The 15,037-nt window shown below is 41.4% G+C and carries 21 protein-coding genes; all 21 read left to right on the top strand.

Annotated elements, in window-relative coordinates:
• The first annotated feature begins 60 nt into the window (after positions 1 to 60).
• A complete protein-coding gene (locus tag KXJ80_RS00190; RefSeq protein ID WP_139122718.1) occupies positions 61 to 309 on the top strand; it encodes a hypothetical protein in 249 nt (82 codons plus the stop codon).
• The gene (locus KXJ80_RS00185) at positions 302 to 535 is read left to right on the top strand and encodes a hypothetical protein (RefSeq protein ID WP_259474367.1); all 234 of its coding nucleotides are present in this window, start codon (positions 302 to 304) and stop codon (positions 533 to 535) included. Before KXJ80_RS00190 ends, KXJ80_RS00185 begins: the two co-directional genes overlap by 8 nt.
• A 27-nt stretch (positions 536 to 562) precedes the next feature.
• Positions 563 to 1,042: a transposase gene (locus KXJ80_RS00180; RefSeq protein WP_259474366.1), complete on the top strand. Its 480-nt coding sequence runs from the start codon at positions 563 to 565 to the stop codon at positions 1,040 to 1,042.
• 246 nt (positions 1,043 to 1,288) lie between these two features.
• Positions 1,289 to 1,549, top strand: coding sequence for a DUF7352 domain-containing protein (locus KXJ80_RS00175; RefSeq protein WP_259474365.1), 261 nt, complete (start codon positions 1,289 to 1,291; stop codon positions 1,547 to 1,549).
• Between the two features lie 77 nt (positions 1,550 to 1,626).
• Positions 1,627 to 1,875, top strand: a complete 249-nt coding sequence (locus tag KXJ80_RS00170) for a hypothetical protein (RefSeq protein WP_139122718.1) — start codon at positions 1,627 to 1,629, stop codon at positions 1,873 to 1,875.
• A gap of 13 nt (positions 1,876 to 1,888) precedes the next feature.
• Positions 1,889 to 2,182 carry a hypothetical protein gene (locus tag KXJ80_RS00165; protein WP_219640048.1) on the top strand — a complete coding sequence of 98 codons (294 nt, stop codon included), beginning with the start codon at positions 1,889 to 1,891 and terminating at the stop codon, positions 2,180 to 2,182.
• 12 nt (positions 2,183 to 2,194) lie between these two features.
• Positions 2,195 to 2,551 (top strand): hypothetical protein, encoded by a 357-nt coding sequence (locus KXJ80_RS00160; protein ID WP_259474364.1) that lies wholly within the window; start codon positions 2,195 to 2,197, stop codon positions 2,549 to 2,551.
• Between the two features lie 29 nt (positions 2,552 to 2,580).
• Positions 2,581 to 2,835, top strand: a complete 255-nt coding sequence (locus KXJ80_RS00155) for a hypothetical protein (RefSeq protein ID WP_069455598.1) — start codon at positions 2,581 to 2,583, stop codon at positions 2,833 to 2,835.
• Positions 2,836 to 3,716: 881 nt separating this feature from the next.
• A complete protein-coding gene (locus KXJ80_RS00150; protein WP_259474363.1) occupies positions 3,717 to 4,055 on the top strand; it encodes a hypothetical protein in 339 nt (112 codons plus the stop codon).
• Positions 4,056 to 4,125: 70 nt separating this feature from the next.
• Positions 4,126 to 4,506 (top strand): hypothetical protein, encoded by a 381-nt coding sequence (locus KXJ80_RS00145; RefSeq protein ID WP_069455594.1) that lies wholly within the window; start codon positions 4,126 to 4,128, stop codon positions 4,504 to 4,506.
• Positions 4,499 to 4,753, top strand: coding sequence for a hypothetical protein (locus KXJ80_RS00140; protein WP_069455593.1), 255 nt, complete (start codon positions 4,499 to 4,501; stop codon positions 4,751 to 4,753). Before KXJ80_RS00145 ends, KXJ80_RS00140 begins: the two co-directional genes overlap by 8 nt.
• A 547-nt stretch (positions 4,754 to 5,300) precedes the next feature.
• Positions 5,301 to 5,645: a hypothetical protein gene (locus tag KXJ80_RS00135; protein WP_069455592.1), complete on the top strand. Its 345-nt coding sequence runs from the start codon at positions 5,301 to 5,303 to the stop codon at positions 5,643 to 5,645.
• A gap of 122 nt (positions 5,646 to 5,767) precedes the next feature.
• Positions 5,768 to 6,250 carry a hypothetical protein gene (locus KXJ80_RS00130; RefSeq protein WP_259474362.1) on the top strand — a complete coding sequence of 161 codons (483 nt, stop codon included), beginning with the start codon at positions 5,768 to 5,770 and terminating at the stop codon, positions 6,248 to 6,250.
• A gap of 91 nt (positions 6,251 to 6,341) precedes the next feature.
• Complete coding sequence (locus KXJ80_RS00125) at positions 6,342 to 6,758, top strand: hypothetical protein (RefSeq protein ID WP_259474361.1); 417 nt, start codon at positions 6,342 to 6,344, stop codon at positions 6,756 to 6,758.
• Positions 6,759 to 6,941: 183 nt separating this feature from the next.
• Positions 6,942 to 7,247 (top strand): thermonuclease family protein, encoded by a 306-nt coding sequence (locus KXJ80_RS00120; RefSeq protein WP_259474360.1) that lies wholly within the window; start codon positions 6,942 to 6,944, stop codon positions 7,245 to 7,247.
• Between the two features lie 59 nt (positions 7,248 to 7,306).
• Positions 7,307 to 8,463, top strand: a protein-coding gene (locus KXJ80_RS00115; RefSeq protein WP_208658999.1) for an IS3 family transposase whose coding sequence is annotated in 2 segments (ribosomal slippage) — positions 7,307 to 7,544 and positions 7,544 to 8,463 — 1,158 coding nt in all. Because the reading frame shifts where the segments join, the coding sequence is not laid out codon by codon here.
• A gap of 195 nt (positions 8,464 to 8,658) precedes the next feature.
• Positions 8,659 to 9,213, top strand: a complete 555-nt coding sequence (locus KXJ80_RS00110; RefSeq protein ID WP_259474359.1) for a GNAT family N-acetyltransferase — start codon at positions 8,659 to 8,661, stop codon at positions 9,211 to 9,213.
• A 62-nt stretch (positions 9,214 to 9,275) separates the two neighbouring features.
• A complete protein-coding gene (locus tag KXJ80_RS00105; protein WP_259474358.1) occupies positions 9,276 to 9,806 on the top strand; it encodes a hypothetical protein in 531 nt (176 codons plus the stop codon).
• Between the two features lie 115 nt (positions 9,807 to 9,921).
• A complete protein-coding gene (locus KXJ80_RS00100; RefSeq protein ID WP_259474357.1) occupies positions 9,922 to 10,245 on the top strand; it encodes a hypothetical protein in 324 nt (107 codons plus the stop codon).
• Between the two features lie 417 nt (positions 10,246 to 10,662).
• The gene (locus KXJ80_RS00095; protein WP_259474356.1) at positions 10,663 to 11,382 is read left to right on the top strand and encodes a hypothetical protein; all 720 of its coding nucleotides are present in this window, start codon (positions 10,663 to 10,665) and stop codon (positions 11,380 to 11,382) included.
• Positions 11,383 to 12,259: 877 nt separating this feature from the next.
• Positions 12,260 to 14,836 carry an AAA family ATPase gene (locus KXJ80_RS00085; protein ID WP_259474355.1) on the top strand — a complete coding sequence of 859 codons (2,577 nt, stop codon included), beginning with the start codon at positions 12,260 to 12,262 and terminating at the stop codon, positions 14,834 to 14,836.
• Positions 14,837 to 15,037 lie beyond the last annotated feature (201 nt).

Here is a 15,037-nt window from a genome sequence, read left to right as displayed (position 1 = left end):
CCACAATCACAAAATGTTGTGGTTCCTACCGCTCATAAAACACAAAATATGGTGGCTATTGTGGGTATTATTTCTCAGTTTATATATGTTGGTGATATCACCAGCCAAGAACGTAACCAAGAATTTGGCTATAAAGTGACTGCTGAAGATTCATTAAAGGGACTCGCAAGGCTCAATATCGAGTGCTTGAAGCCAAATAGTGATGACATTGAGAACTCTCAAGGTGTTGATCTGACAGCGACTGAATGCAGAGCAATTGCTAACATGCTTATTAACTGCGCATTGCTCATTGAAAATGAAAATGAATAGCGGAAATTCAGAATTGAATATTGATGATGAACGATTAAGGTTTGATAAGCATGTTTTCTGGCGTAATGCCTTGCAAACTGCATTAATCGGGTTTCTAGCCATGGTTGGACTTGCGTTGTTCTTAACTGACGGACAAATGAGCTTGGGCGATCTCTTTCACCCAATTATTTTAGTTCCACCTATTTTGTTAGCACCGATCATCGGCGCTATACGAGCGCTAAAATAGCACCATAAATAACAACGGAATCTAGGCATGACCTTGAAATTAACCCTAAGTCAGCAAATTGCACTAATTTGGTCGCTTACATCTCCTGTTATTTTGGCTACTGTGATCGACAAATCCGCGAGAATAGATGTTGGGTCTGTCATTGCATGGGGGGTTGTTATCGTAGTATCAATGATCCTTTTGACGCCTGAATTATTGCGCTGGTCGATGTTTAAACGATGGTTCGGTTGGACTGATGCGTTATCGGAACGGCAACTGCAAGCTATTTCAGGGCGTGATTTGCGAAGTTACTATCAAGCTGCAAGGGATGATGGTTATGCATTACGTGTTAGGCCCTATGTGCTGCGTATAATTAGCACTGTATTTGGGTTAATGATACTGACCTCCATACTTCCTTCGGTTCCTGAGTTGCCTATAATTGACGCCTTTGCAGTATTTTCCCTATGGTATCCAGCAGGTGTACTGCTGCTGATTATAGTGTCACTCCCTATTGGTCGGAATAAGTAACTTAACAGTAACGGAAAGTCCAAATGCTAGAGAAGTTATTCAATGCAAAATACTCAATTCTTTTAACTGTACTGTCGATACTGGCTGGCTACTTCTTAGTTAGGTTTCGCTCAGAGTTTGATGGTCTTGCGTTTCCAATTCAATTTTTTTTAATTGTAGCGGAATTGACGTTAGGGCTTCTACTCGTTGTCTTGCACATGAAAACTACTAGAACCAATTAACACAGTCAATTAACGGAAATTAAAAATGCCAAAGACAATTTGGAAATTTACACTAGAGCCAGAATGCACAATTGAAATACCAGAGAACGCGCAACTGCTTAGTGTCAGAGAGCAGGGCGATAAAATTTGTTTGTGGGCGTTAGTAGATCCAGATGCAAAAAAAGTAAAGCGTGATTTCGTTGGCTTTGGCACGGGGCACGTTGTACCTGATATAAATTTGACCTTTGTCGGTACAGCTCTCTTATGCAGCGGTTCTTTAGTGTTCCACATTTTTGAAAAGCATTAACGGAATTTCGGACACGGCCACAATCACAAAATGTTGTGGTTCCTACCGCTGATAAAACACAAAATATGGTGGCTATTGTGGGTATTATTTCTCAGTTTATATATGTTGGTGATATCACCAGCCAAGAACGTAACCAAGAATTTGGCTATAAAGTGACTGCTGAAGATTCATTAAAGGGACTCGCAAGGCTCAATATCGAGTGCTTGAAGCCAAATAGTGATGACATTGAGAACTCTCAAGGTGTTGATCTGACAGCGACTGAATGCAGAGCAATTGCTAACATGCTTATTAACTGCGCATTGCTCATTGAAAATGAAAATGAATAGCGGAAATTCACTCATGAAAAAGCCCAAAATGCCAGATACAGATCTCATTGAGTCTGAGTATTCAGATACGGATTGTGATTCGTTTGGGGAACCAGAAATAACGCTGGAAAATGCTCTATTCGCTCAAATGGCAAGCGCAGACCGCGATTACACCGAAGAACACGGCCACAGTGAAATTACTGATTGGGACAACATGCTGGAATGTGAAGTACGGCATTTTAATCACCAGAACGGGACTGAGTTTGATCCGGTTGAAATGCGCTATCAGTACATCGAGCGTCAAGAGAAGAAATGTGGCTACAACTAAGCGGAAAATAAGATGCAAAAAGAGTTAGGTGAATTACTTGTATTTATATCCCGAGTGGCTGTATCAGCACGAATGAATACAGCATACAACAGGAGTTCGATTGATAACCCTGATACACCGCGAGCTGCTATGTGGCTTACTGATATGCTGCATAATTTTGTTGGGGTTGGATCTGCCATTTCGAACGATGATCGAGCTCTAGCTTTGCGGGAACTCGATATTCTTAAAAGCAATTGGTTGCATGATAAATCGGAAATTGAGCGCTCATGTGATGTGAATAAGCATGTGTGTGAGTGGAGTGTAGACCAGGGCGTGGAACTGTTGGATAAACTGAAAGCAGCCATCGTTAACGACAGTGAAGGCAATTAAAGAGTAATTTGTTAGATAGGTAACATAAAATGGCTATACCGTTTGTAGTGCTCCATGGCAAGTTAGATAGAGCCACTAGGGTACGACTGGCTGTCTTAAGTGGTACTGCGTTTAACGACTCGGCTCGATTAATAACTATTGAGGATGTGCAGAATCAGTGGGAGTATTTAAGTAATGCAGGCCTCTGTGTTAGTCAAATTGTAGAGTTGGCCAATGGTGATGGCTCTAACATCAGCGATGCTCAGTTTGAGAGAATCATGCGCTCGTTAAATAGTTACTTATAGCGTTAACCTTAAACGGGAAACGCCTCTATATTAACGGTATAATTGGTCTTAACTAGATATTAGATAATAAAGGTGAAAATTGATGCAACCAGGTATGTTATCTCTACTGTCAGGCGGTATTCTCATTGTACCGATTTGCTACTTTGGTTTAGGTATGATTGGGGTTGGGAGTGATCTATTGACCATGCTGTCCGGAGACACACTTTCCAAAGCAATTATTGGAGCTTTATCAGTAATGTGTACAGTGTTATTGACGAATGGTTACTTGACTCTTCGTGACAGTAAGAGCCTCTAAACTTTCTTTTGTTTAGATTTCGGTGAAAGTGTTGCGAGACTTCCATAGCCTTGGCCCCGCAAGGAAGTTGATAACGAATTTCTTAAAGCTAACCAGATTTGACAGAGAGATGTATGTATAACAGCACACCTTTTGACATGATATCTAATTCATCGGTAAATTTTACATATTGGATGGCTGGAATCTTATTCCTTTATCCTTTAATAAGATTTATCACTAGCTTTTTGAACGTTGCTCTATACAGAGTTGCTATTTACTTCATTATACCAATCATCTACTTCACTGCCTTTATATTTTTCAACCCAAAGTTTCTAGATGGTTTACTCTCTGGGCTTATTTTTCCGAGTATATTTTTTGTTAGTTCTGTGATTGTTGTTTTTATTTCGCTTTATCTCAAAAATGATAATAAATAGTTCTTAGTATCTTTATTAGGAATTGTTGTAGAGTAATAAGAGGCGAACAAATCACCCCAAGGATACAACTTTTTTCCTCTCCTAAAGCAAGAATAAGTAACTAAAGTGAAATTTGTAAGTAAATGAAACAAGCCGTGAACGCATGGCATAAACATCTTAATTAGGGGGGGCTCATGAATCAACCGCAAGCTGAACACCTGAACATCAATGAGCTGAAACGTTGTGCTCATTATAACGGTATTAACACGGCTACCGTTCCACATGCCAACCTCGATGCCACACTGAGCATTAAGGGTAAGGCCGATGGCAATGTCATAGTTACGATGCATTCGAATCACTTCGCCAACTCTGGACCAAGTGTTTCACTGGCAGACCACATCGCCAGAGGCTTTGGCCTTGCACATTCTGAATTTAAACCTCGCTATACTTCATTCAAATTTGATTCAAAAGACAACGCTCTTACTGTTTGGGACAAAAAATGCCAATTCCGATTAATGTTTCAATCACGATAGTTAACTGATGTTCTTTGAGCCACTTTGCTCATTGATTAGTGACAAGCCAACAAAAATAATGGAAAGCGAAATGCAAAATGCGAAAATAGTCTGTATTACCGTTCTGGTAGGCCTATTAATGTTGCTGTCAGCAGGAATCGGGCAATTCGGGCAACTGATCCACACTCAAACTGATGTCAGGGCGGCAGCTCTTCAACAGTGGGCTGATGGAGATAAAGAGCGCCAGCTGAGCGTTGATGAATTTACGAAAGCTTGTCTTATCGGAGGGCCAATTGAACAGACAAATAGTGAGTTTAAGGCACCTATATCTATTGAAGAGTGCGCAAACTCAAACGGCTTTGATAAACTAGCTGAGGTTGTTCGAAAAACTGACCTGACAATTAAATCTTATGCTTGGCCTCTGTCGCTAGTAGCGAGATATTACGCAAGGAGCGGAGAGTCAGATGTTTGAATTATCACCAGAAGAAATCGCCATCATTCAGCAACGACGTGAAGAAAAATCTGCTCAGGAAGCGCGAGTAGGTTTCCATAAAAAAGCAATTGCTACTGCTTATGCATTTAGTGTTTGGTCTGACGAAAATGGCCTTGAACTTACATTCTCAACATTTGTTAATAATTTCAATTATCAAGAAGCTGACGGAAATACGATGTACGAAGCTGTGAATCGGATTTTTTCTGCTGCATGGCCTCTTCAGTAGTTTGAAGCTATTTAACGAACGCAATGGAATATCGGCATGTTTGGCAAACCTAAAAAGTTGTAGTGAGCACAAGTGACCTCGATGCTGCTACGCTTAAATTCTTTACCTATGTCAATTACTGCTGAAATGCCGGACGAAAAAGATATTGACCTGGGTTAGTGAGAGTATGCCACCCCCCCTGAAAATAGGTGATTACCTTGAAGTGCTTACCGGCGTGTGGGGGGACATGTAGTACCAGTTGGTTTCGGTTGCAGTAACTATTCATCGGGCGATGATCGCTTACTTGTTGTTCTTTCTATCCGACACCACAACACAGATTTAGATAATTTCGGAAGATGATTAGATGATCTTAAGATTAAAGTGTTTATTTGGATTTCACCAGTGGAAGTTAGTTTCACGAGGTGGTCACTCTGGCGATGGTTTTGAGTGGGAATGCTACAAATGCTCAGTTTGTGGAAAAGACCACACTAGGGCATGGCGGGTGTAGTCAGTGTTCAATGAAAATTGAACCAGGGAAGTAATCTCAAGAGTAAAGGGGAATATTTGCATGACTGAAAATGAGTTAAATCTGTTGCAAAAACTATCATTTCAGGGGGTCGATTTCACTATAAAGATACCCAACAATACAGGTCTTGAAATTCATGAAGCGACTCCTGCTGATTTAGCCCTTTTTTTTGAAAACCCAAAAGCGTTGTATGCACAACATTTTGGGTTAACGCTAAACGAATACAATCAATGCGTGGCCGATGACTATAACGTTTATTGTTCGGCCCTGACAAAGCGTGGTTATCATTGTCGGGGTAGCGTTCGGGGTGGTCGCTGCACCTCACCAGACAACTGGAAGCGATTAACAGGTCAGTATTGTCCCATCCATGAGGGCAACCACCTCTAAGCAGAACAGATTTCAATCCGCATAAAAAAAGCAGAGCATCCGATGGTTGGGTGGTAACACCATAGCAATATTTTAGCCCTTCGGGTGTTGAGCGTGTTAATTGTCAGTTTGCAGGATTTATTTTGGATAAGATTTTGTTGGAAGAATTTAGTTTCATTGAACCCTTAATTCGATGGGGACAATATATGTGGGTTGATCAGGCTCAATACGAATCGGATATAGGTAGCTTGTCACTAGCCTACAGATCTTTAAAAAGACAGTCCGATACAAATACCTGTAAGAGTATTTTTCGCGGGGAAACATCGCCAGAAACAGTTCTTAGGTCTTGCTCCGTAAAACAAAACATTAAGAAATCTCATGAATGCTGGACAACAAATCTGCCAACTGCTATGAGATTTGCACTGCATAAAAACGGATATGTTTTGCAACTTATTGAAAGTGACTATCGAGAAAAAATTTTGTTTGATGTTGCTGTTTTAGTGAGAGTTTTACCTGAATCTATTACTAATATTTATACAGACCTACAAAATACAGAAAGTGAGATTGTCCTACAGAAAGAGCATTCATTGAGAAATATGGCATGCATTGTAAATATGAATCGATGAACAACAACGGAAAATCGGTAACGGCCACAAACACAAACACTATATGTAGTAGCCGTTTTGGATCCAAATTACACAATATGTTGGGGTTGGAATGGAAACCTTTGATCTGCTAAATAACCGAATACAGATAGGCGCATTTTCCAATGGGATCATCATTGATAATCTTGGTTGGGCTGGTATGCATATTTTTGAGTCCTTGGGGATAGCATCTACAGTTGGTGTTGCTGGGTTTGAAAGCCCGTTATTGTTTAAACAGTGGGTAGTCTCTCAATTACCTCCCGAACTGGGCAGTAATCGGGACTTACCTGAGTGGTCGCCAATCGAAGTTGAGTTGTACGAATGCTGGATGCCAAGTATAGCTGAACAATTTTCAGATGTTATCCCTGATGAGAATCTTAATGACGATCCACCTTTTAGCTATAAAGTCTGGCGAATAACACCTGATCCTGACGCTTTGTTAGTTACCAAACGAAATGTTTGTGCTCTCAAATTTAAAACGCATCAATAACCACGGAATCTATTACTCACCTACAACATGCCGTTGTCACATAAAAATAGTTTATAGAGTAATTTGTAATGATAAACAGTTCTGTAGATGGACCTGTTGCAGCTTATTCGATTCGGTTTAGAGTGGTTTATCTCTTAAACAAAATTTTATACTTTCCCACAATAGCCTTAAGTCGGGGTGGCAATGAGGTATATATCATTACTAGCTATTTCAATATTATTTATGATCACTGGCGCCCATGCAGTTGACTCAGGCATCATCACTGTTAAGAAAGTGGTTTCTGTTTACGATGGAGATACATTTCGCGCTATCCTACCAAATGAGACCAAAGATCAAAAAATTCGAGTTCGCGGAGTCGACACGCCTGAAATTAAGGGGCAGTGCAGTTACGAGAAAGATGCTGCTTTGCGTGCTAGAGATTTTACAAAGTCGTTGCTGATGAATGCTAAGGTAATTCAATTAAGTGATGTCGGTGAGGAAAAATATTGAATCGCCACCGATTTCCTAGACACCTTTTAGTTAGATAAACTAACCCAAAAGAGGTGTCTATGAACCACAAACGTTATCCCGAAGAATTTAAAATCGAAGCTGTTAAGCAAGTTACCGTTGCTGGCCATTCTGTTGCTGATGTTGCTCAGCGTTTAGGAACAACCACCCACAGTCTTTATGCCTGGATTAAACGCTACGGCCCCGATTCAGAAGAACATTTGCAAAAGTCTGAAGAGTCAGCCGAGATTCGACGGCTACAGAAAGAGCTCAAGCGTGTCACTGAAGAACGTGACTTGTTAAAAAAAGCCGCGGCGTACTTCGCAAGCCACCCCGAGTAAGATACGCCTTTATTCAAGAGCATCACCACAGCCATTCAGTGCGACAACTTTGTCAGCTGTTTGATGTTCATCCGAGCGGGTATTACGCATGGAGACTCAGCCCTAAATCAAAGCGGCAGAAGGATAATGAACGGCTTACAGGGCAGCTTAAGCAGAGTTGGCTCGAATCTGGTGGAGTTTATGGATATCGTAAAATCCACCGTGATATGCGGGATATTGGCGAGCAATGCGGGATTAATCGAGTACATCGGCTCATGCAACGAGCAGGACTCAGAGCGCAGGTTGGATATCGAAAACCTCGTGCTCGTGGCGGAGAACAGCATGTAGTGACGCCAAATCGTTTAGAGCGGCAATTTAATCCATCGGCCCCCAATATGGCTTGGGTAACCGATATTACCTACATCAAAACACATGAAGGTTGGTTATATCTTGGTGCAGTGATGGACTTATTTTCTCGTCGTATTATTGGTTGGTCGATGGGCAGCAGAATAACCAAAGAACTGGCATTAGACGCGCTTTTAATGGCCGTATGGCGCCGTAAGCCCACAGGTAAAGTGTTAGTCCATTCAGATCAGGGAAGCCAATATACTAGCCATGACTGGAGTGAATTTCTTACTGCACATGGATTGGAAGGCAGCATGAGTCGACGTGGTAATTGTCATGATAATGCTGTGGCAGAGAGCTTCTTTCAGCTGTTAAAGCGTGAGCGGATCAAACGGAAGATCTATTCGACAAGAGAAGCGGCTAAAAGTGATATTTTTAATTATATTGAGATGTTTTATAACCCTAAACGGCAGCATAGTTCCAATCATGGCTTATCACCGTTAGAGTATGAACGTCAGTATTTTAATGAAGCTCAAAGTTGTCTAGTGAAATAGTGGCGATTCATATCATCGGGTATTGGCTAAGGTTACAATTGATGGCGTTGACCTCGCTAATACTCTAATTAGTGAAGGTTTAGGCCGGCAGTGGAAAGGGCGCCGCGAGAGTTGGTGTGTTCCGGTGACTCATTAATTTGAAAGATAGAATCCGCGAAGATCAAATTATTTTACACCATTAATAAGGCAATTCTAATGTTTGAGCATACTGTGGTGCGTAAAGGGACAGTTGGGGTAGAGGATGCTGAGGAGCTACTTACTATGGCGGTAGCCGCTATGGGGAATATTTCGCTTGAAATCCAGCAGAAATTTTTCACAGAGATTTTTTTGTGTTTTTTAGAAGAATTTGGTGAGCTGCATATATTGCATAAGGAGAATTATTTATATGCTTTTTGTTTTATTTTGGACAAATACGGTACAGATAGATCTGCTCGGTATCTTCACATCATGTCTGTTGTGAAATCATCGAGAGAACAAGGATTGGGTCGCCAGCTTATAGCACACGTTATCAGCACGAATGGATGCGAACCAATAACCCTAGAGGCATTCCCTAACAGTAAAGGGTTCTTTGAAAAAGTTGGGTTTAAGTCGAAATCAGTATCACTTGGGCAAGGTATGACAGCTATGTATATGAATGGAGATGGCTTTGATGAGCGATTTAAGTTTCTAGTCCCAAATGAGGAGCAACTTGATTTTTTTGGTGCAAGATTCATAGAGAATTGTAATAGATTAGGGATTGCATTTGTTTAAAGTGTCAATAGGGCAATTTAAACAACTGAAAATTATCATACGAAGCTGAGTACGAGAAAATTATGAAAAAATTTATACAAGATACACTTTTGATGTTGCTAGGTGCTCTTATCACGATGCTGATCATAGGGCTAGGTGAGCTACCTACATTAAGTTTTGAAACACTCATTCAGCTCTCGTTAGCAGTGGGTCTGGGATTCTTTATCCGCTTTGTGGTTAACAAAAAACGTAAGCCAAAGCTTGTTCTGAATAAATTGGATAGTATTTGTGAGTGGGGGGGGATGTCGAAATATGTTGTTTGGTTTGAAGATACAACAAAAGATCTAGAGAGAGCCAATAATGGATCACCCTCATTAGGGTTGCCGATTGAGTTCTTACCGCCAAAATTGAAAATATATGGTAAACAATTCTACGATAAATCTTGCAATCATCTTTCGTGTGTTCTTGTAGATTATGATGCTGCCATAAAGTTGCGTGAAGTTGCTGAAATGAATGGAACTATCGCATGGGTCCGTGAGTGCACAGAAAGTAATTGGCAGAGAAAGAAAACTATATGCGGTAGGCAAGCCTATACGCCTTCAAGTGATTGTTAGGGATTGAAAATATGTAGCAAAGTAAATTGGTTACTTGCGTCGTTCGTTGTTCATTGGATAGCAAGTTCATATGACAAACGATTTGCTGAGTTAAATCGTTTCTAAGGGGAAATTCATGAAGCCGCAGAAAATTCAAAATTTAGAGCAACGATTAGATACATGGAATGAGCAAAGACGCAACTGGTTACGTCAGGAACTGCCAACGGTGTTAATTATTGGCATTATTGTGTGTTGTGGCATGATGTATCTAGTTTCATTTATGGAGCCAAGCCTACATTCATCATGGCTTTTGTGGGGGGCGATTTTTGGTGTTGGTTTAGCGATCATTCCTTTGAAAATGACATATCCAGTGAAGCCTTCTCAAGCTGATGTGGACTCTGACGTTGCTATACGTAAAGCATTCAATATGGACTCAACAGTTAGTGAGAAGCCGGATTAAGAGGATGCTTGGAAGGTATTTATGTGGGAGAGGAATAAAGTCTCAATCACGAGTATTAAAGTCTCATACTAGAATGGTAGCGCTCACATAGGAACGCTGCCATTTCTAAATCCCTTATGCCCCCTTTATAAGTTACAGGCAATAATCAGGAAAGAACTGTGGGGATCCTGTTGGCCTACTTTTACTAATCGATAAATATCAGTCATTGATCGCTTACGATTCAATATCAATACTAATGCTCACTTTGTTCATTTTTGTGCACGATTATCCAGCAATACTCTTGTAGGGTGTTGATAATTCGATAGCTTTTCCTCTGCAATAATTAAATAATAGGTTTAATGAAAATGCATGCACGTTTTCCCCAATATACGCGTGTGCGCACTATACAAATGTTATGTGTATAGAGGAACTAACAAATTGATCGCAAACAGTATTTGTCCTTATTGTTCAACGGCAATGGTAAAAGGCGAGAACCTGAACAACAGCCGCTCTGTTGAGCATCTTGTTCCTAATACAGCTCTAACGCGAAAGAGAAACAACGGTGAGGGTGATTTCTATGCCTGTCGTAAGTGCAACTCAGAAAAAGGTACATTGGATGAAATATTTGGCCTGATTGCCCGCTGTCAGTCCAGTGATAATGAGCTAGCAGTGAAAGCACTAGTTCGAGCTTTCACTAAACGTAATAGCTTGCCGAATCGCCTTTGGGAAATGTATGATAGTGCGGTAGAGGTGGGCGAACACGTTGAAGCAAAAATGCCTATTTATGGTCAAGAGCTGATCGACTATGCAACGTTTTTTGGTAAAGGTCTCTATTTTCTAAAGCATCAACGAATATTCAACGAAAAGCGAGACGTTATGCATATTCGCTTCTTCAATAAACAGGTTCATTCAAGTTTTGCTCAGAATTATGAAAGCAAATTTTCTAGTAATCCAATTAAAGATTTAGAATCCAACTCAAAATCATGGGTTATCGCAGAAGATGAGTGCGTCATCTGGTCAAAAAATAGAAGTCATCTCATTATTTTTCATCACTTTATCTCTTTTGGTATCAGGTTTAAAACTCGTAATCACAAGACTCTGATGAAGAAGAAAGAGCTAGAAAATTGTATTTTGGAAAGCTTTGGGTCATACACATAACGAACTGTTTAAGAGTGATTCGCAAAGCATGGCATTTTTAGTATGCCTTGGTTTTAGTGTTGAAGGTAGAATGCAGTAGCTTCGGTATTGCGTTGCTCACAATTTAATAGGGCTTTAGGCACACCTGCAGGAAGCATTGATTATGGCAAATGAGTTCATGAAAGAACCCTGTACCTGTCAAGGGAATAACCCGTCTTGCTTCAAATGTGGCGGGTGGGGATATATCGACGTTATAAGTGAGTCACGAGGAGCAGTTGGAGCTGGGGAGCTTGCAGAAAGAAGGCCGCCCCGAAAATGCAAAGCAAGGCAAAAAAAATCAGCACCTAAAGCCAAACCAACAGCCTGGGTTGCTTGCCCTTTCTGCAAAATTCAGTGTCTCCATTTAGATCGACACTTGAAAAAATCGCATAAAAAGAGATACGAAACTTTTATTTCTAATACCCTCAAATACTAGTTAACGGAGTGGCTAACAAGGCGCTCAACTATCACTCACTTCGTTAGCTAGACGTCCAAAAGCTGCGCTTTTCGGCCCGTTTGTGGGAGAGTAATGAAGCCTCATACTAAAATGGCACTGATCACATCGGTAAGCTGCCATTTCTAAGACGTTTATGCCCCATTTCGATTTATTCCTATTCTTTGCCTACCTTACAGAACACGGGTCTTTCAATATTAAAACTAATCTTTTCCCCCTGTAAATTCAGTCAATTGCCGAGAGTTTTATCGATAACCAATGCCATTTCTATGTGACTACAGTCAAGTCTTAAATTATGTGCTTTATGGTACAGTTACGTTTAATAATTTAGACAGCGATAGCTCTTTATGTGCCGTTAGGCACCGAGCGGTAGCGTAAGAAACTTTGGGCAATGTAGAGAGTAATATGTCGATTGAAAGCGTTGTTAGCTGGGCTAACAAATTAAAAAAGAACCTTTGGTGGCGTCATGCGATCAGATTAGCTGCTGAGAAAGGCGAACTAGGGTGGGATGATTTAAAACTCCTTTTCACTATCGCCAAAATGGAACATGGTCTAGAGGCTCAGGACGAATCATACTCAGACTGCATTGCGCCACTAGACCTTACTGGCTTTGGTGAGGAAGGACAGGCTGTAAATCTGAAGAGTATTGGCAAAGTGAACCATGTATCCGCATTGGTTTCTGATGCCTTGTTGGAATTCAAAACCGAAGGTCTGACTGCGGTGTATGGTGACAACGGCTCTGGTAAGTCGAGTTATGCAAAAATCCTCAAGAACGCCTGCTTAACTCGCGGTGATACACCTCAAATCCTATCTAATATTTATAATGAGAGATCTGGAGACCCTTCAGCTGAACTCTCGATTGCCGTAGTCGAAGAACAACATGATGTCGAGTGGGCTCTATCTGCCGCCCCACGTGAAGACCTAAAGTCTATTCGTGTCTTCGACAACACATCTGCTGCTCACTATATTTCGGGTGAAGATGCTATTGAGTACAAGCCTGTTGGAATGAAGCTCTTGGCCCAGCTTATGCGCGCCTGTGAGTTTGTGCGCGCTGAAAACGATAACGAGAAGAAACCGTTTGTTCAATCTACCCCACTGCCGACCTTTAAACCTGGTGGTGAGGTTCTTGCTTTTGTTTCAGCATTGTCAGCTAACACAAAGCCTGAAGATGTTGACGCACTTTGCATCGATAAAGAAGCAGAAGCATCGATCCCTGTTCTCATTGAAGAACTAGCGAAACTCAGAACCAGTACTCCTGAGCAGCTTCGCAAAGGTTACAGTGACAAGTGCAAGGGTCTACAGCCATTGCTTACTCATTTGGAGAAACTGAAAGAGAAGTTAGATCAAGAGCACTTCAACTTAATCAAGGCTTCCTATGATGATTACAAAACAAAGCAAGGCGCTGCGGAGTTAGCTCGCAGTCAGGCTGTTGATGGTCATGACCTTGCCGGCATCTGTTCACAAGAATGGGCGCAGATGTGGTCCCACGTTAAGACATTTGTTCAAACTCATAACAGCAAGTTAGCATTTCCACCACCTGAAGGGTCACCATGTCCAACATGCCTCCAACCTATTTCAGGCAAAACTGCAACTAAGCTGAAATCATTTGACGACTATTTGAAAGATCAAACTCAGGTAGAAGCCAAACAAGCGAAAAGAACGTTTGACACATACATTGCGAACCTGAAGACACTCAACTTCGAACTAAAGCCATATGAACTGGCACTAAGCAAGATCCGAGACCACAGTGCAGAGTGTGCGGAAAGCATCATCGCACTGAATGCAAGCCTCGAAATTCTTCGCGACAACCTAGTTAAGATTGAACCGGACTTTACTGCTATAAAGGTTGACTTCAAGGCTGTTGACTGGATTGCTGCTCAGATCGCCTCTTGGAAGAAGAAAGAATCTGAAGTTGCAACGAATGAAGGTTTAGCTAAGAAGATTGCAGACATGGAAGCTCAGATCCAAGAGCTTGAGGACAGAAAGGCCTTCACTACAGCTAAACAAAACGTAATGAGTGAAATTGCTCGTCTGCAAACTCTCACTCTATACAATAGTCTTGGTAACTCTTGTCAGTCTACGTCGATCACCACTCAAGCCAACGCTATCGCGAATAGTGGTGCCGTAGGTGTTCTGCAGGATGCATTCAGAGCGGAACTAGAGAAGCTGGGCTTTGACAACTTTGATGTAGGTACCGTTACTCGTGGACATCGTGGCAAGCAAATGCTCAAGATTCGTCTTACAGATAAGACCAACGGGATCACTGATGTTGCAAGTGAAGGGGAGCAAAAGTGTATTGCCCTCGCTGGTTTCTTGGCTGAGCTTACTGTAGATAACAGAAAATCAGCCATTATCTTTGATGACCCAATTAACTCACTCGATCACAGATGGCGTCGCTTGTTCGCTGATCGCATCGCTCAAGAAGCTTTAACGCGTCAGGTGATTGTGTTCACTCACGATATGTCTTTCTTAAAGATGTTAGAGGAATCAACAGGGGTAGCTCAGGCTCCTTTGGAAGTGGTTTCTATTCGTAAATTAGGGAATGTAGCCGGTTACCCTTTCCGAGAGCCACCCTGGGATGTCAAGAATACTAAAGCTCGAGTTGCTGAACTGAAGAATTTGGCGCCTCAACTCAAAAAGATGGAAGCATCAGGTAATTTTGAGTATGAATGGAGAGTAAAGCATGCCTACGGTTTGATGCGTGAAACTTATGAGCGTCTTGTTGAAGAGTGGCTACTGGGAAAAGTTGTTGAGCGATTTGGTCGCGCAGTTAAAACTCAAAGCTTGAAAGAGATCGTCGACGACGTGACCTCTGAAGACAATGATATTATCAATGCTGCGATGTCTAAATGCAGTACTTACATGTGCGGTCATGACAACGCAACTGGTTTGGCAGTTGATTGTCCTCGCGCGAGTGAATTTGAGAAAGATGTGAATGCTTTGGACGAATACTTCAAGGCTCTGAAGAAGCGCCGAAGCTAAACTAAGGAGCTGGGTCTATAAAGTTGCTAACTTCAATCTTCTATATTTCTTGCTCTTAATTTGGCAGAGCGTTTCATGAAATGTTAAATTTCAAAACAATAATTTAAGTCAATCACTGGTGTTGTGTGTTTTTGGCTGCGAAAGCAGCCACAATGCTCTCAAACAACAAAGCAGTCCAGTTTAATTTCAGTGGGAGAGTTA

This window comes from Shewanella xiamenensis (assembly GCF_024971755.1).
Classification (GTDB): Bacteria; Pseudomonadota; Gammaproteobacteria; order Enterobacterales; family Shewanellaceae; genus Shewanella; species Shewanella xiamenensis.
The sequence above is the reverse complement of the archived record's forward strand: the minus strand, read 5'-3'. Positions and strand labels throughout refer to the sequence as shown.